We start from the raw sequence: 20,638 nt of genomic DNA, 5'->3' as shown, positions 1-20,638 counted from the left end.
GAAAAGGATGTCGCGAAATGTCGCAATTCGGCAAGGTTGGACCGGGGCACGCGCAGGGGCAGGCGGGCTTGCAGATCTTCCAGACCGGGGCGCCGACGCATGACCTGTCGCAGCGGGTCGTCGACGTGGGTCCGGGGCACCGGCTGTTCCTGGCCGTGCCCAAGGCGCCGGCGCCGGCCGGGGGCTGGCCGGTGCTCTACATGCTGGACGGCAACGCCGCCTTCGACTTCCTGACGCCCGAGCATCTGGCGCTGGCGCCCGGCCTGGTGCTGGTCGGCGTCGGCTATGACATCGACCGCCAGTTCGCACGCGAGCTGCGCACGCTGGATTTCACCGCGCCGGACGGGCCGGGCGACGGGCTGCGTCCCGATCCTGTGCATCAGGGCCGCACGGCCGGCGGCGCCGCGATCTTCCACGACCGCCTGACCGGCCCCCTGCGCGCCGCGGCCGAGGCCGGCTTGCCGGTCGATCCGGCCCGCCGCACGCTTTGGGGCCACAGTTTCGGCGGGCTCTTCACGCTTTACGCGCTGCTGGCGCGCCCGGAGGGGTTTGCGCGCTATGCGGCGATCAGCCCCTCGATCTGGTGGGACGAGGGGCTGATCCGCCGCGTCGCGCAGGCCGCGGCGCCCGCCACGCTGCCGCTGCTGGTGGCGCTGGGCGACCGCGAGAAGCGCTCGGGCAGCGACGGCCCGCCACCGGACGGCCCGGCGCCCGCGACCATGCAATTCATCGCCGACCTGCGCGCCCATCCCGGCCATGACGCCCAGGTGCATGTGCTGCGCGAGCATATCCATATCCAGACCCTTGCCGGGTCTTTCCCGCTGGCGCTGCCCTTCGCCGCCGCGGCTTAACTGGATCTTCAGGCTTTCGCGCTCATCTGGCGGCAGAAAGTAAGGAGATTCGGAATGGCGATCGTCAGATTTGCGCTGGTCCTGCTGGGGGTGGTCCTGTGCTGCCTTGGCCTGGTCCAGATCCAGGAAGGGCTGCCGGGCTATTATTACTCGCGCGGCATTGCCGAACTGCAATCGGATGCGAACGCATTGCTGCTGGGGATCGCCTGGTTGATCGGCGGGCTGGCCAGCGGCGTGTTCGCGCTGGCCTTCCCTGGTCTTTCCGGCGGAACCGGCGCGGTGCCGGGTCCGACGTCTAGCCCTGCGTCATCCGGCGGTTGAGTTCCGGCGCGATCAGGGCCGAGGCTTCGGCCGAGGTCATCCCGGCATGCAGGAAGGGCAGGTCGATCACCTCGACCGCGCCGGCATGAGGTGCCCACATCTCGGGGTGCAGGTTGCGGTCCTTGTGGTCCAGCGCGGCGCGGAAATGCGTCACCGTGCCGGCAAGGCGGCGGTGATGATGCGCCCGGATCAGCCGGTTGGTGGCGGTGACGGTGCGCACCACGCCGTCCAGCACCTGTTGCGGCAAGGCCCCCAGCGCGCTGTCGCCCCGGCGCAGGAAGGCCACGACCTTGTCGCGGCTGTCGAGTTCCGGGTGGCCCTCGGGGTCGTAGCCGGCGATGGCCAGAAGCGCGCGCAGGGCGGCGACCGGATCGGGCTCGGGCTCGTTGCGCCAGGCGTCGGCGGGATAGCTGTCCAGCATGGCGACCAGCCCCGCCTCGCGGCCCATGCCGGCCAGGATCACCGCGATGTCCTGCGCCAGGATGCCGCCGACCGACCAGCCGGCCAGGTGCACCGGCCCCTGCGGCACCAGCTCGGCGACGCGCCGGGCATAATCCTGCGCCAGCGCCGACAGGCTGTCCGGCATCGGCGCGGCCGGGTCCAACCCCGGATGCTGCAACCCATAAACCCGCCGCGCCGGCGCGATCAGCCGCGCCAGTGTGCGATAGCCCCAGGCCAGCCCGCCGGCCGGGTGGATCAGGAACAGCGGCGCGGCCTCGGCTGCGCCCTCGGCCAGCAGGATCACCGGGCCCAGCCCGTCGTCGCGCGGCCCCTGCGCCTCCAGCGCGGCGGCCAGCGCGGCCAGGATCGGGTTTTCAAAGATCGTGCCCAGGCCGGGGTCGCGGCCGGTCGCCTGCTCCAGCGCCTGCGCCAGCCGCACGGCGGACAGCGAATCGCCGCCGAGCGCAAAGAAATCCGCCTCGGCCGGGGCGGGGGCGTCCAGGTGCAGGATCTGCTGGAACAGCCCGGCCAGCAGCTCTTCGGTCGGGCCGGCGGCAGCGCGGCCGGCGGCAGAGAACTCCGGTGCCGGCAGCGCCTTGCGGTCCAGCTTGCCGTTCGCGGTGACCGGCAGCGCCGCCAGCGCCACCTCGGCCGAGGGCACCATATAGCCGGGCAGCGATCCCGCCAGCCGCTCGGCCAAGAGGCCGGGGCGGTAGTCGGGGCCCGGCACCAGATAGGCGACCAGGCGCTTTTCGCCGGCGTGATCCTCGCGCGCCATCACCACCGCCTCGCGCGCCAGGCCGGATGCCATGATCGCGGCCTCGATCTCGCCCAGTTCGATGCGCAGGCCGCGGATCTTGACCTGGTGGTCCGAGCGACCGAGGTAGGTCACCGCCCCGTCCGGCCGCAGTCGCGCCAGGTCGCCGGTGGCGTAGAGCCGGCCCAGCGGGCTGTCGATGAAGCGTTCCGCCGTCAGGTCGGGCCGGCCCAGATAGCCGCGCGCCAGCTGCACGCCGCCCAGATACAGGTTGCCAGCCAGCCCCGGCGGCACCGGGCGCATGCGGTCGTCCAGCACCGCCAGCGCGGTGTTCCAGACCGGAAAGCCGATCGGGATCGGGTTCGAGCGGTCCTCGGGCGCGGCGGGCCAATAGCTGACATCGACCGCCGCCTCGGTCGGGCCGTAGAGGTTGTGCAGTTCCGCCGTCATGCGGGCATGGAAGCGGTCGCGCTGGTCCGCCGTCAGTTCCTCGCCCGAGCAGAAGATGCGCCGCATCGCCAGCCCCTGCGAGGCGGGCGAGGCCAGGAAGGCCGACAGCATCGAGGGCACGAAATGGCAGGTGGTGATGCCGCGGTCGCGGATCGCCCTGGCGATGGCTGCCGGGTCGCGATGCGCGCCGGGCGGGGCCATGACCAGCTCGGCCCCGGCGATCATCGGCAGGAAGAACTCCCAGACCGAGACGTCGAAGGTCGCGGGGGTCTTTTGCAGGATGCGGTCGTCGGTGGCGATGCCGTAATGCGCCTGCATCCACATCAGGCGATTGACGATGGCGCGATGCTCGACGGCGACGCCCTTGGGCTCGCCGGTCGAGCCCGAGGTGAAGATCACATAGGCCAGATCGCCGGGGCGCGGATCGGCGGCGACCTGTCCCTCGGCGGGCCAATCTTCCGGGAAAATCAACGGCGTGCCGGGCGGGAACAGAGGCGCCAGATCCGGCGTGGTCAGGACCGCGACCGGCTGCGCCAGCGCCAGGATGCGGGCGATGCGGTCGGGCGGATGCTCGGGGTCGAGCGGCAGATAGGCCGCCCCGGCGCGCAGCGTGGCGAGCAGCGCCAGCGGCAGCTCCAGCGAACGCTCCAGCGCCACGGCGACGATGCGGTCGCGCCCGGCGCCGCGGGCCGCCAATGCCCCGGCCAGCGCGGCGCTGCGGCGGTCCAACGCGGCAAAGCTCAGTGTCTCGGTGCCGAAGCTCAGCGCGGGCGCTTGGGGCGTGGCGGCCATCTGCGCCTCGATCAGCGCGGTCAGCGTGGTGTCGGGCAGCGGGTGGCGGGTCGCGTCAGAGCGGGCGGCGAAAAGCGCGATCTCCGCAGGGCTGGCGGTCGGCACCTCGGCCAGCGTCCGGGCCTCGAGCGCGGCGGCGATGAAGGCCAGCAGCCGGTCGCCATGGCCGCGCACCTCGTCCGATGCGTAAAGCGCCGGGTTGGCGTCGACCTCGAATATCATCCCCGAGGCCGGATCGCCGCGGAAGGTCAGCGTCAGGTCATCGACGGCGCCCGCGCCCAGGATATGCAGCCGGCAGTCCAGGCCCGGGAATTCCGGCGCGCGGTCAAAGGGTTGCACATTCACGATCGGGCCATAAAGCCGGCGGGTGCCGCCGACCAGGCCCAGTTCGCGGCGCAAGAGTTCGCTGCGGTAAAGCCCGTGGCGGCGGCCCTGCGCCATGGCCTTCGACTGCGCCGCCAGCCATTCGGGCAGCGGCGCGTCCTCGTCCAGCCGCAGCCGATGCGGCAGCACGTTCATCGCCATGCAGGGCACCTGGGCGATCTTGCGGCCCATCCGGGCCATGAAGGGCAGGCCGATCACCGCCTCGCCGCCGGTCCAGCGCGCCAGATAGGCGCCGCAAAGCGCGTTCAGCACGTCGGGCCAGCCCAGCCGGTGCTGCGCGGCATGCCCGGCCAGCCGGTCCAGCAGCGCCGCCGGCACCTGCCGGGAATCGCGCAGGAACTCGGGGCCGCTGACGGCACGGCCGGGGGCGGGGCCGGTGACCTCGGGCAGGTCGGCCAGCTGCGCGTGCCACCAGTCGCGGTCGGCCGCGCGCCGGGGCGAGGCGCGCCAGGCCGCATCCTCCTCCAGCGCCAGCGCCAGCGGGCCGAAGGGCTCGGGCTCGGGCGCCCGGCCCAGCAGGGCGGCGTAATGCGCGGCGATGCGGTTGGTGACCAGCACCATGCCATAGCCGTCGATGGCCAGGTGATGGATGCGCTCGTAGAGGAAATGCCGATCGGACCCCAGCGCGATCAGGGTGAAGGCGGCGGCGGGCTCCTGCGCCAGGTCGAGGGCGCGCCGGCTGTCGGCCAGCATCTGCGCCATGGCCTGCGCCTCGGCCGCGGGCTGGGCGGTCAGGTCGGCAAAGCCCAGGATCGGCGGCAGGCCGACGCATTGGCGCGGCCCCTCGGCGCCGTCGCGAAAGCGCAGGCTCAGCGCCGGGCTTTCGGCGATGGTGCGCGTCACCGCCTGGGCCAGCGCGTCGCGGTCCAGCGGTCCGGTCAGTTCCAGATATTGCCCGGTGTTCAGGATCGGGTTTGCCGGGTCCAGCGCCCGGACATACCACAGGCCCTGCTGCGGCTCGGTCAGCGGCCAGCCCGTCCTGCTGGGGTCGTCGCGCTGTGCTGCGTTCATGGCGGTCCTGCCTTGGCTGGGGCACGGGAAACGGCGATCCACGGTCCTGACGACCATGTTACCCCGCGCGAGGGTTTGCAGGACTTGCCCGCTCGGGGATAGGCCCATAATGTCGCTAAGGAAATTAGTCAACTTTGCCCGCCAGGAGCCAGCATGACCTCCATCCCCAACCTGCCGCTGCGCGATACCGACCGGGTCTATGGCAAGGTGACGCGGTTGCTGCACTGGAGCATCGCGGCGCTGCTGGCCTGGCAGTTCGTCGGCATGGGGCTGAAACTGGCGCTGGGCCGGCACCCGGTCGCGGCGGTCTTCGTCGGCTCGCATCAGAAGGTCGGCACGGTGCTGTTCCTGTTGATCGCGCTGCGGCTCGCCTGGGCCTTTGCCAACCGCGGCCACCGGCCCGACCATGGCGCGGGCGCCCTGGGGCTGGCGGCGCGCTTCGGCCACCTGCTGCTTTACGCGGTGATGGCGATCGTGCCGGTCGCGGCCTTGCTGCGCGCCTATGGCTCCGAGCGGGGCTTCGCGCCCTTCGGCTTCCAGGTCTTTGCCCCGCAGCTGCCCGAGATCGGCTGGATGGTCCGCGCCGGCGAGGCGCTGCATGGCGAGTTGGGCTGGCTGCTTCTGGCGCTGATTGCCGGCCATGTCGTCATGGTCGGGCTGCACGAGGGCATGTGGCGCGACGGCACGCTGGCCCGCATGGCGGGGCGCCGGCGGGCGGGTCTTTAAGGGCACAGATCGCGGGCATTCCGGCCGGGGCGGCGCGCAGCCGCCCTTTTTCATTGCCTGCGCGCAGGCGGGGTGTCACCATTGCGACATGAACATGCCCTTCGGCTTCAACGCGGATCAGGATCGGGTGGCCTTCGACCGGGCCGAGCTGGGCGTGATCCTGTCGCTTTACGGCCGCATGGTGGCGGCGGGGGAATGGCGCGACTATGCCATGTCCTTCCTGCGCGAGGCCGCGGTCTTCTCGGTCTTTCGCCGTGCCGCCGAACATCCGCTGTATCGCATCGAAAAGCGGCCCCGGCTGCGGGCGGCGCAGGGGCAATATGCGGTGATCGGCATGGACGGCCGCATCCTGAAGCGCGGCCACGACCTGCCCGTGGTGCTGCGGGTGCTGGAAAAGAAGCTGATCCGCCCGGTCGATTAATCCGGCCGGATCTTGACCGCTGTGCCCTGCGCGAAACTGTCCAGCCGCCCCTTGGCCGCGTCCTGGGTGTTGACGATGCCCGCCAGCGTCGCCTCGGCATAGGCCGCGTCCAGCCCGGACATGTTCTGCATGTGGGATATCCCCGAGCAGATGGCGAAATTCGACAGCGGCGTGTTCTGCGCGGCGCGGCGGGCGATCTCCAGCGCCTTGGCCTCGCTGTCCTGGACGCGGTATTGCGCCAGGCCGACCGCGACCGCCTCGTCCCCGGCATACAGCCGGCCGGTCAGCATCATGTCGATCATGCGCGCCTGGCCGATCAGGCGCGGCACGCGGATGGTGGCGCCGCCGCCGGTGAAAAGCCCGCGCTGGCCCTCGGGCAGGCCGAAATAGGTGGTCTCGTCCATGACGCGGATATGCACCGAGGAGGCCAGTTCCAGCCCGCCGCCGACCACCGCGCCCTTCAGCGCGGCCACGACCGGGATGCCGCCGTATTCGATCTTGTTGAAGGCCTCGTGCCAGCGCAGGCAGAGGCGCATGAACTCGGCCGGGCTGCGTTCGGCGCGGCCATGCTCGACCAGGTCCAGCCCGGCGCAGAAATGCGGGCCCTCGGCGCGCAGCACCACGGCGCGGGCCCCCGCGGCGGGCAAGGCGGAAAACAGCGCCACCAGCTCCTCGATGGTCCGGGCGTCCAGCGCATTGCGCTTGGCGGCGCGGTTCAGCGTCACGGTGGCGACGCCGTCCTCGTCCATGTCGAAGAGTAGGTTCTGAAGGTGCAGTTCGGAAATATCCGGCATGGCGGGGTCCCCTTGGATGTCTCGCAGGAATTGAATATCCGTTCATTTCCTCGCGGTCGAGGGCCTAGTGGACCAGCAGGATCACCAGCGGCAGGGTGACGATGGCGGCGGCGGTCGAGATCAGGATCGCGGTCGAGACGCGCTGCACCGCCACGCCGAAATATTGCGCCAGGATATAGATATTGCCCGCGACCGGCAGGCTGGCCGCCGCGATCATGACGCCGGCGGCGAAGGGCTCGACGTGAAAGACCAGCAGCGCCGCCGCGCCCACCGCCAAGGGATGCAGCACCAGTTTCGCAAAGCTGAGCCAGATCGCCGGCCCCGGCCGTTCCGCGCCGCGCCCGGCCAGGCTGGCGCCGATGGCGAAAAGCGCGCCGGGCGTGGCGGCGGCGCCGAGCAGCGCCAGGAATTCCTCTGCCGGGCGCGGCATCGGCAGATGCGCCCCGGCCCAGGCCAGCCCCGCCAGCATCGAGACGATCATCGGATTGGCGATGATGCCGCGCGCCAGCGGCATGACCGTGCCAAGCCCGATCCGGCCCTGCCGCGCCGCGGTGACGATCAGCGTGATCAGTGTCGAGAACACCACCATGTCGATGGTCAGCACCATCAGCACCGGCCCGACCGCGCGCTCGCCCAGCAGGACCACCAGCATGGGCACACCCAGGAAGCCGGTGTTGCCGGTCATCGCCGTATGCGCCTCCATGGCGCTGGCGGCGAGGGTTTCGCCCCTGGCGCGGGCGACGGCGAAGCCGATCAGCCAGACCGCGAGCGAGCCGGCCAGATAGGCCGCGACAAAGCGCGGGTCAAAGAGGCTGGCCACGTCCAGCGTCGCGGCAAAGCGGAACAGCATGGCCGACAGCGCGAAGTAGAAGACGAATTTGGTCAGCCAGGCGGTCGCCTCGGCCGGGAAGACGCCGCTGCGCCCGGCCGCCCAGCCGGTGCCGATCAGCAGGAAGAACGGCAGGGTCTTGAGAAAGATCTCAAGCATCGCCGTGCGGGCCGCGTTCCACGGTATATTCGGTCTGGCCCGGCGCGGTCTCGACGGTTTCCAGCAGGAGGTGGCCGGATTGGGCGCAGAAATGCGGCACGTCGATCAGCGCGGCGCGGTCGGTCGCCAGGAGCGTGACCCGCGCGCCCGGCGGCAGGGCCAGCAGGCGCTTCCTGAGCCGCAGCACCGGCAGCGGGCACAGAAGGCCGCGCGCGTCGATCCGTTCGCTCACGCTGCCGCCCGGGTGCGGGTCTCGCACCAGCGCATCGCCGCCTCGGGGGCGACGGGCTCGGCCAGTTCGCCGGCGAAGTCGTGAAAGCCCGCAAGCTGCTCGGGCGCGACCGACAGCAGCACCGGGATGCCCTGGGCCAGCGCCTCGGCGATGAAGGCGCGGAAGCCGTTGCCGAAGCATTCCTGCTTGCCGAACTTGTTGACGATGACCAGGTCGGCGCCCCGCGCCAGCACCGATTCGGCCAAGGCCACGGCCTGGGCCAGCGCGCCGCCGTCCAGCCGGCAGCCTTCCGAGCAGGTGCCGAGGTCCTGGGTGATGCCGATCACCGCATCGGTGCCGAGGATGCGCAGCTGCATGTCGCAGTCGCGGTCGGCGCGTTCGATATTGTGCTGGACGGCGCCGGCCAGCCGCAAGCCGCGCGCCTGCAGGGTCTCGGCGGTGGCGGCCAGCAGGCGGTCGGCGGCGCCGGCGCCCTCGGCGATGGTGACGAAGCCCAGCATGATGCCTCCGTGACGGTTCAGGCGGCCAGAATAGTCCCGGCGGCGGCCGGCGCAACATGGGTATTTGGAAAACAGAGAAAGCCGGTCAGGGGCTTTCGGCCAGCGGCCCATAGAGGATCAGCGCCGGATGCGGGCTGGGCCCCTCGGCGGCAAGCAGCCGGGCCAGTTCGGCGACGGTGCTGCGGACCAGGCGCTGGTGCGGGTGGCCGACGGCCTCGGCCAGCAGCGCCGGGGTCTCGGGCGGCAGGCCGTTCGCGATCAGGCTTTCGGCCATCTGCGGGAAGGTGCGCTGGCCCATGAACACGACCGTAGTGGCGCGGTCGTCGGCGAGCGCCGCCCAGTTCTGGTCCGCCGGCAGCCCGCCGGTCACGTCGGCGCCGGTGACGAATTGCAGCCGCCGCGCGGTCAGGCGCCGGGTCAGCGGCAGGCCGGCGACGGCGGCGGCGGCCATGGCCGAGGGCACGCCCGGCACGATCTCATGCGGGATGCCGGCGGCGCGCAGCGCGGTCAGCTCTTCCTCGAGCCGGCCGAAGAGGCCGGAATCGCCGGATTTCAGCCGCACGACATGCTTGCCGGCGCGGGCATGTTCCACGAGCAGCGCGTTCACGCTTTCCTGCTTGGCCGAGGGACGCCCGGCGCGCTTGCCGACCGCGATGCGTTCGGCCTGAGGCCCGGCCTGGTCCAGCACCGGCCCCGAGGCGAGGTCGTCGTACAGCACCACGTCGCAGGCTTGCAGCAGGCGGATGGCGCGCAGGGTCAGAAGCTCGGGGTCTCCCGGTCCTGAGGATACGAAGCTGACGTGGCCCTGGCTGTTCATGGCTCCGCGATGCGGCAAAATCCGCGTATTGGCAAGGGGCTGCTTGCCGGGTGACCGCGCATTTGCCATAGAGGGCGCGACCGCATCCGGGGGATCCATGCCATGTTCCGCGCCCGCCATCTTCTGGGGATCGAGCCTCTCGCCCCGGCCGAAATCACCACGCTGCTCGACCTGGCCGAGAATTACGTCGCGCTGAACCGCCGCACGGTGAAGCATTCCGACGCGCTGGAAGGCATGACCCAGATCAACATGTTCTTCGAGAACTCGACCCGCACGCAGTCGAGCTTCGAACTGGCCGGCAAGCGGCTGGGCGCCGACGTGATGAACATGGCGATGCAGAATTCCTCGGTGAAAAAGGGCGAGACGCTGATCGACACCGCCCTGACGCTGAACGCCATGCACCCGGACCTGCTGGTGGTGCGCCACCCGGATTCGGGCGCGGTCGATCTGCTGGCGCAGAAGGTGAATTGCGCCGTCATCAATGCGGGCGACGGGCGGCACGAGCATCCGACCCAGGCGCTGCTGGACGGGCTGACCATCCGCCGCGCCAAGGGCCGGCTGCACCGGCTGACCGTGGCGATCTGCGGCGACATCGCGCATAGCCGGGTCGCGCGCTCGAACCTGTTCCTGCTCGGCAAGATGGAGAACCGGCTGCGGCTGGTCGGGCCGGCGACGCTGATGCCCTCGGGCGCGGCGGATTGGGGCTGCGAGGTCTATGAGGACATGCGCGAGGGGCTGAAGGGCGCCGATGTGGTGATGATGCTGCGCTTGCAGAAGGAACGCATGGACGGCGGCTTCATCCCGTCCGAGCGGGAATATTACCACCGCTGGGGGCTGGATGCCGAGAAGCTGGCGCTGGCCGCACCCGATGCCATCGTCATGCATCCGGGCCCGATGAACCGCGGCGTCGAGATCGACGGCACCATCGCAGACGACATCAACCGTTCCGTGATCCAGGACCAGGTCGAGATGGGCGTCGCCGTGCGCATGGCCGCGATGGACCTGCTGGCGCGGAACCTGCGCGCCGAGCGCGGCGCCAAGGCCTCGGAGATGATGGCATGATCCTGCATTTCCAGAACGCCCGCCTGGTCGACCCCGAGGCGCTGGCCGTCGAGGAGGCCACCTTGACCCTGCGCGACGGGCGCATCGAGGCGGTGGGGGCCGAGGCGCCCGCCGGCGCCGAGCTGGTCGATTGCGGCGGCAGGCACCTGGCGCCGGGGCTGGTCGACTGGGGCGTGAAGATCGGCGAACCGGGCGAGCGGCACAAGGAAAGCTTCCGCTCGGCGGGCCTGGCGGCGGCGGCCGGCGGCGTGACCACGGTCATCGCCCGGCCGGATACGCTGCCGCCGGTCGATGCGCCGGAATCGCTGGAATTCGCCACCCGCCGCGCCGCCGACGCGCCGGTCAACATCCGCCACATGGCCGCCCTGACCAAGGGCCGCCAGGGCCGCGAGATGGTCGAGATGGGCTTCCTGCAGGACGCCGGCGCCGTGGCCTTTACCGATGGCGTGCGGGTCGTGGCCGATACAAGGCTGATGTCGCGCTGCATGACCTATGCCCGCGGCCTTGGCGCGCTGATCGTCGGCCATCCGCAGGAGCCGGGCCTGTCGAAGGGCGCGGCGGCGACCTCCGGAAAGTTCGCCTCGCTCTACGGACTGCCGGCGGTCTCGGCCATGGCCGAGGTGATGGGGCTCGACCGCGACCTGTCGCTGGTCGCGATGACGGGCGCGCGCTATCACGCCGACCAGATCACCGTCGCGGCCAGCCTGCCGGCGTTGCGGCGTGCGCGCGAGGCGGGGCTGGACGTCAGTGCCGGCACCTCGATCCACCACCTGACGCTGAACGAATACGACGTCGGCGGCTATCGCACCTTCTTCCGCTTCACCCCACCGTTGCGGTCCGAGGACGACCGCATGGCCATGGTCGAGGCGGTGGCCGAGGGGCTGATCGACGTCATCGCGAGCTTCCACACCCCGCAGGACGAGGAAAGCAAGCGCCTGCCCTTTGCCGAGGCCGCACCCGGCGCGGTCGGGCTGCAGACGCTACTGCCGGCGGCGATGCGGCTCTACCACGCCGGCGGGCTGAGCCTGCCGCAGCTGTGGCGGGCCATGGCGCTGAACCCGGCGCGGCGGCTCGGCCTCGATGCCGGCCGGCTGGCGCCGGGTGCGCCGGCCGACCTGGTGCTGTTCGACCCCGAGGCGCCCTTCGTGCTGGACCGCTTCACGCTCTTGTCGAAGTCGAAGAACACCCCCTTCGACGGCGCGCGGATGCAGGGTCGGGTGCTGGGCACTTGGGTCGGCGGCCGGCGGGTGTTCGGAGGCGCGGCATGAGCCTGATCCTCTGGGCCGTCGTCGGCTATCTGCTGGGGTCGATCCCTTTCGGCATCGTCATCACCCGGGCGTTGGGCCTGGGCGACCTGCGCCGGATCGGCTCGGGCAATATCGGCGCGACGAACGTGCTGCGCACCGGCAACAAGCCGGCGGCGCTGGCGACGCTGCTTCTGGATAGCGGCAAGGGCGCCATCGCCGTGCTGCTGGCGCGCTGGCTCGCCGGGCCGGATGCGGCGCTGGTCGCGGGCGCGGCGGCCTTCCTGGGTCACCTGTTCCCGGTCTGGCTGGGGTTCCGGGGCGGCAAGGGCGTCGCCACCTTCCTTGGCACGATCCTGGCGCTCGACTGGCGGCTGGGGTTGGCGGCCTGCGTGATCTGGCTGCTTACGGCGGCGGTGTCGCGCATCTCGTCGCTCTCGGCGCTGGTCGCAGCGGTGCTGACACCGGCGCTGGCCTGGTGGCTGGACGGGCCGCGCATGGCGGCGGTCACCGGTTTCATGGCGGTGCTGATCCTGGTCCGCCACCACGCCAATATCCGCCGCATCCTCGCCGGCACCGAGCCCAGGATCGGCAAGAAGGCCTGATCTTCTTTCTTGCGCAAATATCCCGGGGGAACGCCTCGGACGCCCCATCGAGGGGCGACCGAGGCGTGGGGGCAGAGCCCCCCTACCGCGTCGGAACCGGCTCTTCGCCCGAATAGTCGTAGAAGCCGCGCCCGGTCTTGCGGCCCAGCCAGCCGGCCTCGACATATTTCACCAGCAGGGGGCAGGGACGATACTTGGTATCCGCCAGCCCCTCGTGCAGCACGTTCATGATCGCCAGGCAGGTATCGAGGCCGATGAAATCCGCCAGTTCCAGCGGGCCCATCGGGTGGTTCGCGCCCAGCTTCATCGACTGGTCGATGGATTTGACCGAGCCGACGCCCTCGTAAAGCGTATAGACCGCCTCGTTGATCATCGGCATCAGGATGCGGTTGACGATGAAGGCCGGGAAATCCTCGGCGCTGGCCGAGGTCTTGCCGATCTTTTCCACCACCTCGACCAAGGTCTTGTAGGTGGCCTCGTCGGTGGCGATGCCGCGGATCAGCTCGACCAGCTGCATGACCGGGACCGGATTCATGAAATGGAAGCCCATGAAGCGTTCCGGTCGGTCGGTGCGGCTGGCCAGCCGGGTGATCGAGATCGAGGAGGTGTTCGAGGTCAGGATGGTGTTCGGCTTCAGATGCGGCAGCAGGTCCTCGAAGATCGCCTGCTTGACGGTCTCGCGCTCGGTCGCGGCCTCGATCACCAGGTCGGTCTGGCCGACGTCGGTCAGGGTCATGGTGGTCGCGATGCGCTTCATGGCGGCGGCCTTGTCCTCGGCCGAGATCTTGCCGCGGCTGACCTGGCGCTCGAGGTTGTGGTCGATCAGCGCCACGGCCTTGTCCAGCGCCTCGCGCGAGATGTCGGTCATCAGCACGTCATATCCGGCCAAGGCGAAGACATGCGCGATGCCATTGCCCATCTGTCCGGCGCCGATTATGCCCACCGATTGAATCGCCATGAACTGCCCCTTTCGTCGGTCAGCCGGGACGATAGGCAGAAGGTCAGGGCTGTTCAATGGAAAACCGCCCGGGCCGGGGCCCGGGCGGTTTGCGTCTTTTCCAGGGCGGTTGGGGGGCTCTGCCCCCCGCGCCTTGTGCGTCCCTCGATGGGACGCGCAAGGCGCTCCCCCCGGAGTATTTGTCGAAACGGTGAAGCGTTCAGAGCTTCCCTGTGAGTTCCGGGACGGTTGTGAACAGGTCTCCGACCAGGCCGTAGTCGGCGATCTGGAAGATCGGCGCCTCCTCGTCCTTGTTGATCGCCACGATCACCTTCGAATCCTTCATCCCGGCCAGGTGCTGGATCGCGCCCGAGATGCCGACCGCGACGTAAAGTTCCGGCGCTACCACCTTGCCGGTCTGCCCGACCTGCCAGTCGTTCGGCGCATAGCCCGAGTCCACCGCCGCGCGCGAGGCACCCACCGCGGCGCCGAGCTTGTCGGCCAGCGCCTCGATCACCGCGAAGCTTTCCTTCGAGCCGACGCCGCGCCCGCCCGAGACCACGCGCCTGGCCGAGGTCAGCTCGGGGCGGTCCGATTGCGCCACCTCGTCCGAGATCCAGCTCGACAGCCCGGGATCGGCCGCCGGCGCCGCGTCGGAGACCGCGGCCGAACCGCCGTCGCCGGCCGCGTCGAAGCTGGCCGTGCGCAGGGTGAAGACCTTTTTCGCGTCCTTCGAGCGCACCACCTGGATGGCGTTGCCGGCATAGATCGGGCGCTCGAAGGTGTCGGCGTCGATCACCGCCGAGACATCCGACAGCACCATCACGTCCAAGAGCGCCGCGACGCGGGGCAGGATGTTCTTGGCATCGGTCGTCGCCGGCGCGGCGATGTGGCTGTAGTCGCCGGCGAGGCCCACGATCAGCGCCGCGGTCGGCTCGGCCAGGCGGTGGCCGTAGAGCGCATTCTCCGCCACCAGCACCTTCGAGATGCCGGCGATCGTCGCGGCCTCGGCCGCGGCGGCTTGCGCCTGCGCGCCCGCCACCAGCACCGTCACGTCGCCCAAACCCTTGACGGCATTAACAGCTTTCGCGGTCGCGTCGCGGTTCAGCGCGCCATCGGTGACTTCACCCAACAGAAGAACGGCCATCAGATCACCCCCGCTTCTTTCAGTTTCGACACCAGCTCGTCGACCGAGCCGACCCGGATGCCGGCCTTGCGGCCCTCGGGCTCGCGCACCGAGACGACTTCCAGCCGCGGCGCGACGTCGACGCCGTAATCGCCCGGGGTCTTTTCATCGAGCGGTTTCTTCTTCGCCTTCATGATGTTCGGCAGCGAGGCATAGCGCGGCTCGTTCAGCCGCAGGTCGGCGGTGACCACCGCCGGCAGCGCGACCTCGATGGTCTGCAGCCCGCCGTCGACCTCGCGCGTGACCTTGGCCTTGCCGCCGTCGAGTTCCAGCTTCGAGGCAAAGGCCGCCTGGCCCCAGCCCAGGATCGCCGCCAGCATCTGGCCGGTGGCGTTCATGTCGTTGTCGATGGCCTGCTTGCCGGCGATGATGAGCTCGGTGCCCTCGGCCTTGGCCACGGCGGCGAGGATCTTCGCCACCGCCAAGGGCTCGATGTCGGTCTGCACGTCATCGGCGGCGACGACCAGGATCGCCCGGTCGGCGCCCATGGCCAGCGCGGTGCGCAGCGTCTCCTGGGCCTGCTTGACGCCGATGGAAACGGCGATGACCTCCTCGGCCTGGCCCTTCTCCTTCAGCCGGATCGCCTCCTCGACCGCGATCTCGTCGAACGGGTTCATCGACATCTTCACATTCGCAAGATCGACACCCGTGCCGTCAGCCTTCACTCGGGCTTTCACGTTGTAGTCGATCACGCGCTTCACTGGCACGAGAACCTTCATCAGCCTCTTCCCCTTGGTTGCGTCACCTGTTCGGGGGTTTTGTTAGCGGGCCGAGAACAGCATTGACAGGGGAAAAACGACCAGGACGTGTCGTTACATTTTCATTCCCCGACGTTGCCGCTAACGGCTGGCTCCTGGAACCCACAGGATATCCTGCGCGCCGTTTTCATTGGCGACGCGCCCCGCCACGAACAGCCAGTCCGACAGGCGATTGAGATATTTCACGGCGGCCGGATTGGCGCCCTCGGCGGCCGAAAGCGTCACGGCGGCGCGTTCCGCACGGCGCGCCACGGTGCGCGACAGGTGCAGATGCGCCGAAAGCGCGCTGCCGCCGGGCAGGATGAAGCTGCGCAGCGGCGACAGATCGGCGTTCATCGCGTCGATTTCCGCTTCCAGCCGCGTGACCTGGGCGTCGATGATGCGCAGCACGGGATAGGGCGCCTCGGCGTCCTCTTCCATGCGCGGGCGCGACAGGTCGGCGCCAAGGTCGAACAGGTCGTTCTGGATCACCGCGATGCGTTCGGCCAGCGCGCCCGTCGCGTGCAGCCGCGCCAGGCCCAGCGTGGCGTTCAGCTCGTCCACGGTGCCGTAGGCCTCGACCCGCAGCGAATCCTTGGGCACGCGCTCGCCGTTCGAGAGCGCGGTCTCGCCCTTGTCGCCGGTGCGGGTATAGATCTTGTTCAGGACGACCATCACTTGCTCCCCATCACTTGCTGCGGGCCCAGAGGTACAGCAGGAAGACCGCGATGGCGACGGCCTGGGCGATGATGCGCCAGCGCATCATGCGGTTGCCGTGCTTGCGGTTGAACTCGCCGCCCTTGGCGAAGCCGCCGATGCCGGTGGCGAGGATCACCACCACCGCGAGGCAGCAGATCACCAGCAGGTAGAACAGCGGATCGTTTCGCATCGCGGGCCCCTTTTCGGCGGTGACACTAGCTGCGCCGCGCGAACCAGTCCAGTGCGCGCGTCGAAAGCAGCCGCCGGCCGATGCCCGAGACATGCGTGGGCGTGGTGACGTAATAGCGCGGGCGCGGGTTCGCCGATTCCAGCGCCAGCGCAATCCTTTCGCTGACGGCGCGGGGCGGCAGCTCGAAGCGATCCTTCTTTGCCGCCGGTTCATAGAGCCGTTTCAGCAGGCTGGCTTCGTACTGGGCGCGGCGCGGGCTGGCGCGCCAGTCGATCCACCGCTCGAAATGCGGGATCGAGTTCAGGCGGATCTTCGTGCCGATGGGGCCGGGCTCGATCAGCACGACTTTGACCGGCGTGTCGGCCATCTCGACGCGCAGCACGTCGGTCAGCCCTTCCAGCGCGAATTTCGTCGCCACATAGGCGCCGCGCCAGGGGATGCCGACCAGCCCCAGCACGGAGGAGATATTCACCACCCGCCCGCCCTGCGTGCGGAAATGCGGGATCAGCCGCGTGGTCAGGTCGTGGGTGCCGAACAGATTCGCCTCGAAGATCGCGCGCAGGGCGCCGCGCGGCAGGTCCTCGGCGGCGCCGGGAATGGCGAAGGCGGCATTGTTGACCAGCGCCGTCACGCCCTGCGCCGCTGCCGCCTCGGCGCAGCGGGCCACGCTGTCCTCATCGGCCAGTTCCAGGTGCAGGGGCTGGAAGCCCTCGGCACGGCGGGCCTCCAGATCCGTCTCGCGGCGGCAGGTCGGGATCACCCGCCAGCCGCGGTCGCGCAGGTGATGCGCCGCGTCGAGGCCGATGCCCGAGGAGCAGCCGGTGATCAGGACGGTCTTCATCGCGCCTCCGGTTTTGCGGCTGTTCTGGGGCATGGCGGGGCTTCGCGCAAGCCGCGCATTTCCGGCTGGACCGGCGCCGGCGGCGGGCCTATTTGTCGGCCATGTCAGACGATCCGAACACCTCCGATCCGGTTCAGCCCGATCAGACCAGCTCCGAGCCGCTGTCGCGCGCCATCGGCGAGCGCTACCTGACCTATGCGCTGTCGACGATCATGAACCGGGCGCTGCCCGATGCCCGCGACGGGCTGAAGCCGGTGCATCGCCGCATCCTGTTCGCCATGCGCGAGCTGCGGCTGTCGCCCAGCGGCGCGTTCCGCAAGTCGGCCAAGATCAGCGGCGACGTGATGGGCAACTATCACCCCCACGGCGACGCGGCGATCTATGACGCCATGGCGCGCCTCGCCCAGCCCTTCGCCATGCGCTATCCGCTGGTGGACGGGCAGGGCAATTTCGGCAATATCGACGGCGACAACCCTGCCGCCAGCCGCTATACCGAGGCCCGTCTGACCGCCGCCGCCGAGGCGCTGATGGAGGGCTTGGCCGAGAATGCGGTCGATTTCCGCCCGAATTACGACGGCACGCTGGAAGAGCCCATCGTGCTGCCCGCGGCCTTTCCGAACCTGCTCTGCAACGGCGCCTCGGGCATCGCCGTCGGCATGGCGACCAACGTGCCGCCGCATAACCTGCACGAGGTCATCGACGCCTGCCTGCATCTGATCAAGGCGCCGGATGCCCGCGACGAGACGCTGGTTTCCATCATTCCCGGCCCGGATTTCCCGACCGGCGGCGTGCTGGTCGAATCGCGCGAGGTGATCGCCGAGGCCTACCGCACCGGCCGCGGCAGCCTGCGCCTGCGCGCGCGCTGGTCGGTCGAGGACCTGGGCCGCGGCAACTGGCAGGTGGTCGTGACCGAGATCCCCTATCAGGTGCAGAAATCCAAGCTGATCGAGCGGCTGGCCGAGGTGATCCAGCTGAAGAAGGTGCCGATCCTGGCCGATGTCCGCGACGAATCGGCCGAGGACATCCGCATCGTGCTGGAGCCGCGCACCCGCGCCGTGGACCCCGAGCAGCTGATGGCGGCGCTGTTCCGGGTCAGCGACCTGGAAGTGCGCTTCGGCCTGAACATGAACGTGCTGATCGACGGCCGCGTGCCCAAGGTCTGCTCGCTGAAAGAGGTGCTGCGCGCCTTCCTCGACCATCGGCGCGAGGTGCTCTTGCGCCGCTCGAACCACCGGCTGGACAAGATCGCGGCGCGGCTGGAGGTGCTGGAGGGCTACATGATCGCCTTCCTGAACCTCGACCGGGTGATCGAGATCATCCGCCACGAAGACGAGCCCAAGGCGGTGATGATGGCCGAGTTCCGGCTGTCCGAGGTGCAGGTCGAGGCGATCCTGAACATGCGCCTGCGCGCCTTGCGCCGGCTCGAGGAAATGGAGCTGCGCACCGAGCACGAGACCCTGACCGCCGAGCGGGCCGAGCTGATGGCGATGCTCGCCGACGAATCGGCGCAATGGGGCCGCATCGCCGGCGAATTGCGCGAGACGCGGACGAAATTCGGCAAGTCCGCCCCCGGTGGCCAGCGCCGCACAGAGATCGGCGAGGCCGGCGAGGTGGCCGAGATCGACATGGATTCGATGATCGAGCGCGAGCCGGTCACGGTGATCCTGTCCAAGATGGGCTGGATCCGCGCCATGAAGGGCCACCAGCCGCTGGATGCCGAGGTCAAGTTCAAGGACGGCGACGGCCCCTTCATGGCCTTCCATGCCGAGACCACCGACAAGCTGATGGTCTTCGGCGCCAACGGCCGCTTCTATACCCTGCCGGCCAACAACCTGCCCGGCGGCCGCGGCATGGGCGAGCCCCTGCGGCTGATGATCGACCTGCCGAACGACGCCGGCGTGATCGCCATGTTCCCCTGGCGCGAGGGGCGCTGGCTGGTCGCCTCGAAGGCCGGGGACGGCTTCATCGTGCCGGCGGCCGACATTCTGGCGCAGACCCGCGCCGGCAAGCAGGTGCTGAATGGCGATGCCGCGCTGTGCCGCCCCGTGACCGGCGACCATCTCGCGGTGGTGGGCGACAACCGCAAGCTGCTGGTCTTCCCCTTGGACGAGCTGCCCGAGATGGGCCGCGGCAAGGGTGTGCGCTTGCAGAAATACAAGGACGGCGGCCTGTCGGATGCGATCTGCATCACCCTGGCCGAAGGGCTGCGCTGGCAGGAAAGCGGCGGCCGCACGAGGACCGAGCCCGACCTGACCGAATGGCTGGGCAAGCGGGCGGGCACCGGCTACATGGCGCCGCGCGGCTTCCCGCGCGACAACAAGTTCAACTGAGCCAAGGCGGGGGAAATTCCCCGCCTAGCTGTTGGTGGTCTGCGGCAGCACAGGCCTTTCGGTCTGGGTCTGGGCCGACTGGTCCTGTTTCACCTTGTGGCCCGGGCAATCGGCCAGGGCCGGCAGCGCCGTCACCACCAGCACCAAGGCAACGGCGGCGGTCTTGCGGATCATCTCGCACTCTCCTTTTCTCGCTTGCACGGCATCAGGCTGACACGCAGGGGCGATTCGAACAAATCACGATTCGCGGTCGCGCACCTGCTTCACCCCGGTCAGCATCGGCCGGACCAGATCCTCGCGCTTCCAGAAGCGATAGAACAGGATCACCCCGATATGCAGCACCACCAGCAGCAGGATCAGGTTGGCGCCCAGCCCGTGCCAGCCCACCGCCTTGGCGCGCGTGGCGCTGCTGACAGAGGAGGCCAGCGGCCCGACGTTGATATAGTCGTCGGGGTCCGAGATCAGGCCGCTGCTGACCTGCGCCGCCAGCACCGCCAGCATGGCGATCACCGACAGCGCGCCCAGCGGGTTGTGGCCGGGCCAGTGGCTGGGCTCGCGCAGGAACATGCCGCGCATATAGCCGGCGATGGCGCCAGGTCCGCGGATGAAATGCGAGAACCGCGCCGGCGCCGGGCCGACAAAGCCCCAGAGCAGCCGGAACAGCAAAAGCCCCGCCACGACATAGCCGCACCAGAAATGCAGCGTCATCTTGGCGGGGCCGAACTGGCCGAGGCACCAGCCGGCGGTGACGAAAAACGCCAAGAGCCAGTGGAACCCGCGCAACAGCGGGTCCCACAGCCGGACCTCTCGCACCGGCCCCGGCATCAGCTCTTTTCGCGGAAATTGTCGTGGCAGGCCTTGCAGGCGCCGCCCAGCTTCTGCACCACCGGCCCGACATTGGCCGCGCCGCCCTTCACCGCCTCCGAGGCGCCGGTCGCGGCCTCTTGCAGCCCGGCGAACTTGGCGCGGAACTCGTCCAGGTTGTTCCAGATGTCGGGCTTGGCGGCGCTGTCCTCGGCCTGGCCATGGGCGCTGCCCTCGATGAACAGGCTGGGCAGGTCGTAATGGGTCAGCGCCTCGATATTGGCGGCGGCGCGGCTGGCCGCGGCCTCGTCATAGGCAACGTCGCCCTTGGCCATGCCGGCGAGCATGCCCATGTTGATCGCCAGCATCTGATAGAAGCCGTGGCGGGCCTCGATGGCCTGGTGGATCGGGTCGTCGTCCTGGGCGATGGCGGCCAGCGGCATCGTGGCCAGCGCGGCGGCGAGGATCAGGCGCATATCAATTCCTCTCATGTGGCTTTCGGCTGCATTTTCAAAGGC

The 20,638-nt window shown here is 69.7% G+C and carries 23 protein-coding genes; 8 read left to right on the top strand and 15 right to left on the bottom strand.

The annotated features are described in order from the left end of the window. The first annotated feature begins 17 nt into the window (after positions 1-17). Together ASV56_RS07480 and ASV56_RS07475 are read left to right on the top strand one after the other, a co-directional pair. The gene (locus ASV56_RS07480; RefSeq protein ID WP_062561425.1) at positions 18-851 is read left to right on the top strand and encodes an alpha/beta hydrolase; all 834 of its coding nucleotides are present in this window, start codon (positions 18-20) and stop codon (positions 849-851) included. A 54-nt stretch (positions 852-905) separates the two neighbouring features. Next, positions 906-1,172, top strand: a complete 267-nt coding sequence (locus ASV56_RS07475) for a hypothetical protein (RefSeq protein WP_062561424.1) — start codon at positions 906-908, stop codon at positions 1,170-1,172. On the opposite strand, the gene ASV56_RS07470 is transcribed toward ASV56_RS07475, so the two are convergent. Continuing rightward, a complete protein-coding gene (locus ASV56_RS07470) occupies positions 1,147-5,007 on the bottom strand; it encodes a non-ribosomal peptide synthetase (RefSeq protein WP_062561423.1) in 3,861 nt (1,286 codons plus the stop codon). The genes ASV56_RS07475 and ASV56_RS07470 overlap by 26 nt on opposite strands. Positions 5,008-5,160: 153 nt before the next feature. Between ASV56_RS07470 and ASV56_RS07465 the strand changes: the two genes are divergently transcribed. Next, entirely contained in the window at positions 5,161-5,733 is a 573-nt protein-coding gene (locus ASV56_RS07465; protein WP_062561422.1) for a cytochrome b, read from the top strand. An 88-nt stretch (positions 5,734-5,821) separates the two neighbouring features. Continuing rightward, entirely contained in the window at positions 5,822-6,154 is a 333-nt protein-coding gene (locus tag ASV56_RS07460) for a DUF2794 domain-containing protein (protein WP_062561421.1), read from the top strand. Here ASV56_RS07460 and ASV56_RS07455 read toward each other — a convergent pair. From ASV56_RS07455 to cobA, 5 genes are all read right to left on the bottom strand, one after another. Then, a complete protein-coding gene (locus tag ASV56_RS07455; protein WP_062561420.1) occupies positions 6,151-6,948 on the bottom strand; it encodes a crotonase/enoyl-CoA hydratase family protein in 798 nt (265 codons plus the stop codon). The genes ASV56_RS07460 and ASV56_RS07455 overlap by 4 nt on opposite strands. A gap of 64 nt (positions 6,949-7,012) precedes the next feature. Further along, the gene (locus tag ASV56_RS07450) at positions 7,013-7,936 is read right to left on the bottom strand and encodes an AEC family transporter (protein WP_062561419.1); all 924 of its coding nucleotides are present in this window, start codon (positions 7,934-7,936) and stop codon (positions 7,013-7,015) included. Beyond that, the gene (locus ASV56_RS07445; RefSeq protein ID WP_062561418.1) at positions 7,929-8,168 is read right to left on the bottom strand and encodes a sulfurtransferase TusA family protein; all 240 of its coding nucleotides are present in this window, start codon (positions 8,166-8,168) and stop codon (positions 7,929-7,931) included. The genes ASV56_RS07450 and ASV56_RS07445 overlap by 8 nt, the downstream gene beginning before the upstream one ends. Then, on the bottom strand, positions 8,165-8,668 hold the full coding sequence (locus ASV56_RS07440) for a DUF2478 domain-containing protein (protein WP_062561417.1): 504 nt from the start codon (positions 8,666-8,668) through the stop codon (positions 8,165-8,167). The genes ASV56_RS07445 and ASV56_RS07440 overlap by 4 nt, the downstream gene beginning before the upstream one ends. Positions 8,669-8,753: 85 nt before the next feature. Further along, positions 8,754-9,485, bottom strand: coding sequence for a uroporphyrinogen-III C-methyltransferase (gene cobA / locus ASV56_RS07435; RefSeq protein ID WP_062561416.1), 732 nt, complete (start codon positions 9,483-9,485; stop codon positions 8,754-8,756). A 102-nt stretch (positions 9,486-9,587) separates the two neighbouring features. On the opposite strand from cobA, the gene ASV56_RS07430 reads away from it, so the two are divergent. From ASV56_RS07430 to plsY, 3 genes are read left to right on the top strand one after another with little or no spacing between them, the layout of a single operon-like run. Further along, positions 9,588-10,547, top strand: a complete 960-nt coding sequence (locus tag ASV56_RS07430) for an aspartate carbamoyltransferase catalytic subunit (RefSeq protein WP_062561415.1) — start codon at positions 9,588-9,590, stop codon at positions 10,545-10,547. Beyond that, positions 10,544-11,815 carry a dihydroorotase gene (pyrC, locus tag ASV56_RS07425; RefSeq protein ID WP_062561414.1) on the top strand — a complete coding sequence of 424 codons (1,272 nt, stop codon included), beginning with the start codon at positions 10,544-10,546 and terminating at the stop codon, positions 11,813-11,815. Before ASV56_RS07430 ends, pyrC begins: the two co-directional genes overlap by 4 nt. After that, positions 11,812-12,396, top strand: a complete 585-nt coding sequence (gene plsY, locus ASV56_RS07420) for a glycerol-3-phosphate 1-O-acyltransferase PlsY (RefSeq protein WP_062561413.1) — start codon at positions 11,812-11,814, stop codon at positions 12,394-12,396. The genes pyrC and plsY overlap by 4 nt, the downstream gene beginning before the upstream one ends. A gap of 82 nt (positions 12,397-12,478) precedes the next feature. Here the strand turns inward: plsY and ASV56_RS07415 are convergent, their stop codons facing one another. From ASV56_RS07415 to ASV56_RS07390, 6 genes are all read right to left on the bottom strand, one after another. Then, the gene (locus ASV56_RS07415) at positions 12,479-13,354 is read right to left on the bottom strand and encodes a 3-hydroxybutyryl-CoA dehydrogenase (protein WP_062561412.1); all 876 of its coding nucleotides are present in this window, start codon (positions 13,352-13,354) and stop codon (positions 12,479-12,481) included. 199 nt (positions 13,355-13,553) lie between these two features. Further along, a complete protein-coding gene (locus tag ASV56_RS07410; protein ID WP_062561411.1) occupies positions 13,554-14,480 on the bottom strand; it encodes an electron transfer flavoprotein subunit alpha/FixB family protein in 927 nt (308 codons plus the stop codon). After that, the gene (locus tag ASV56_RS07405; RefSeq protein ID WP_062561410.1) at positions 14,480-15,238 is read right to left on the bottom strand and encodes an electron transfer flavoprotein subunit beta/FixA family protein; all 759 of its coding nucleotides are present in this window, start codon (positions 15,236-15,238) and stop codon (positions 14,480-14,482) included. Before ASV56_RS07405 ends, ASV56_RS07410 begins: the two co-directional genes overlap by 1 nt. A 120-nt stretch (positions 15,239-15,358) precedes the next feature. After that, positions 15,359-15,931, bottom strand: coding sequence for a cob(I)yrinic acid a,c-diamide adenosyltransferase (locus ASV56_RS07400; protein ID WP_062561409.1), 573 nt, complete (start codon positions 15,929-15,931; stop codon positions 15,359-15,361). 13 nt (positions 15,932-15,944) lie between these two features. Then, positions 15,945-16,145 (bottom strand): twin transmembrane helix small protein, encoded by a 201-nt coding sequence (locus ASV56_RS07395; RefSeq protein WP_062561408.1) that lies wholly within the window; start codon positions 16,143-16,145, stop codon positions 15,945-15,947. A gap of 25 nt (positions 16,146-16,170) precedes the next feature. Then, a complete protein-coding gene (locus ASV56_RS07390; RefSeq protein WP_062562268.1) occupies positions 16,171-16,986 on the bottom strand; it encodes an SDR family NAD(P)-dependent oxidoreductase in 816 nt (271 codons plus the stop codon). 101 nt (positions 16,987-17,087) lie between these two features. Between ASV56_RS07390 and parC the strand changes: the two genes are divergently transcribed. Continuing rightward, complete coding sequence (gene parC, locus ASV56_RS07385) at positions 17,088-19,316, top strand: DNA topoisomerase IV subunit A (protein ID WP_156429098.1); 2,229 nt, start codon at positions 17,088-17,090, stop codon at positions 19,314-19,316. Between the two features lie 24 nt (positions 19,317-19,340). On the opposite strand, the gene ASV56_RS23490 is transcribed toward parC, so the two are convergent. The 3 genes from ASV56_RS23490 to ASV56_RS07375 form a co-directional block, all read right to left on the bottom strand. Then, entirely contained in the window at positions 19,341-19,490 is a 150-nt protein-coding gene (locus tag ASV56_RS23490) for a hypothetical protein (protein WP_156429097.1), read from the bottom strand. 63 nt (positions 19,491-19,553) lie between these two features. Beyond that, positions 19,554-20,141: a cytochrome b/b6 domain-containing protein gene (locus tag ASV56_RS07380; RefSeq protein WP_062561406.1), complete on the bottom strand. Its 588-nt coding sequence runs from the start codon at positions 20,139-20,141 to the stop codon at positions 19,554-19,556. Then, entirely contained in the window at positions 20,141-20,596 is a 456-nt protein-coding gene (locus tag ASV56_RS07375) for a c-type cytochrome (protein WP_062561405.1), read from the bottom strand. The genes ASV56_RS07380 and ASV56_RS07375 overlap by 1 nt, the downstream gene beginning before the upstream one ends. Between the last annotated feature and the right edge of the window lie 42 nt (positions 20,597-20,638).

Origin of the sequence: Paracoccus aminovorans, from assembly GCF_001546115.1 — a bacterium.
GTDB lineage: Bacteria > Pseudomonadota > Alphaproteobacteria > Rhodobacterales > Rhodobacteraceae > Paracoccus > Paracoccus aminovorans_B.
The sequence above is the reverse complement of the archived record's forward strand: the minus strand, read 5'-3'. Positions and strand labels throughout refer to the sequence as shown.

Excerpts from the sequence above, each read along its gene's own strand:
- ASV56_RS07480 (WP_062561425.1), top strand. The coding sequence starts at position 18 with ATGTCGCAATTCGGCAAGGTTGGACCGGGGCACGCGCAGGGGCAGGCG.
- ASV56_RS07475 (WP_062561424.1), top strand. The coding sequence starts at position 906 with ATGGCGATCGTCAGATTTGCGCTGGTCCTGCTGGGGGTGGTCCTGTGC.
- ASV56_RS07470 (WP_062561423.1), bottom strand. The coding sequence starts at position 5,007 with ATGAACGCAGCACAGCGCGACGACCCCAGCAGGACGGGCTGGCCGCTG.
- ASV56_RS07465 (WP_062561422.1), top strand. The coding sequence starts at position 5,161 with ATGACCTCCATCCCCAACCTGCCGCTGCGCGATACCGACCGGGTCTAT.
- ASV56_RS07460 (WP_062561421.1), top strand. The coding sequence starts at position 5,822 with ATGAACATGCCCTTCGGCTTCAACGCGGATCAGGATCGGGTGGCCTTC.
- ASV56_RS07455 (WP_062561420.1), bottom strand. The coding sequence starts at position 6,948 with ATGCCGGATATTTCCGAACTGCACCTTCAGAACCTACTCTTCGACATG.
- ASV56_RS07450 (WP_062561419.1), bottom strand. The coding sequence starts at position 7,936 with ATGCTTGAGATCTTTCTCAAGACCCTGCCGTTCTTCCTGCTGATCGGC.
- ASV56_RS07440 (WP_062561417.1), bottom strand. The coding sequence starts at position 8,668 with ATGCTGGGCTTCGTCACCATCGCCGAGGGCGCCGGCGCCGCCGACCGC.
- cobA (WP_062561416.1), bottom strand. The coding sequence starts at position 9,485 with ATGAACAGCCAGGGCCACGTCAGCTTCGTATCCTCAGGACCGGGAGAC.
- ASV56_RS07430 (WP_062561415.1), top strand. The coding sequence starts at position 9,588 with ATGTTCCGCGCCCGCCATCTTCTGGGGATCGAGCCTCTCGCCCCGGCC.
- pyrC (WP_062561414.1), top strand. The coding sequence starts at position 10,544 with ATGATCCTGCATTTCCAGAACGCCCGCCTGGTCGACCCCGAGGCGCTG.
- plsY (WP_062561413.1), top strand. The coding sequence starts at position 11,812 with ATGAGCCTGATCCTCTGGGCCGTCGTCGGCTATCTGCTGGGGTCGATC.
- ASV56_RS07415 (WP_062561412.1), bottom strand. The coding sequence starts at position 13,354 with ATGGCGATTCAATCGGTGGGCATAATCGGCGCCGGACAGATGGGCAAT.
- ASV56_RS07410 (WP_062561411.1), bottom strand. The coding sequence starts at position 14,480 with ATGGCCGTTCTTCTGTTGGGTGAAGTCACCGATGGCGCGCTGAACCGC.
- ASV56_RS07405 (WP_062561410.1), bottom strand. The coding sequence starts at position 15,238 with ATGAAGGTTCTCGTGCCAGTGAAGCGCGTGATCGACTACAACGTGAAA.
- ASV56_RS07400 (WP_062561409.1), bottom strand. The coding sequence starts at position 15,931 with ATGGTCGTCCTGAACAAGATCTATACCCGCACCGGCGACAAGGGCGAG.
- ASV56_RS07395 (WP_062561408.1), bottom strand. The coding sequence starts at position 16,145 with ATGCGAAACGATCCGCTGTTCTACCTGCTGGTGATCTGCTGCCTCGCG.
- ASV56_RS07390 (WP_062562268.1), bottom strand. The coding sequence starts at position 16,986 with ATGAAGACCGTCCTGATCACCGGCTGCTCCTCGGGCATCGGCCTCGAC.
- parC (WP_156429098.1), top strand. The coding sequence starts at position 17,088 with ATGTCAGACGATCCGAACACCTCCGATCCGGTTCAGCCCGATCAGACC.
- ASV56_RS23490 (WP_156429097.1), bottom strand. The coding sequence starts at position 19,490 with ATGATCCGCAAGACCGCCGCCGTTGCCTTGGTGCTGGTGGTGACGGCG.
- ASV56_RS07380 (WP_062561406.1), bottom strand. The coding sequence starts at position 20,141 with ATGCCGGGGCCGGTGCGAGAGGTCCGGCTGTGGGACCCGCTGTTGCGC.
- ASV56_RS07375 (WP_062561405.1), bottom strand. The coding sequence starts at position 20,596 with ATGCGCCTGATCCTCGCCGCCGCGCTGGCCACGATGCCGCTGGCCGCC.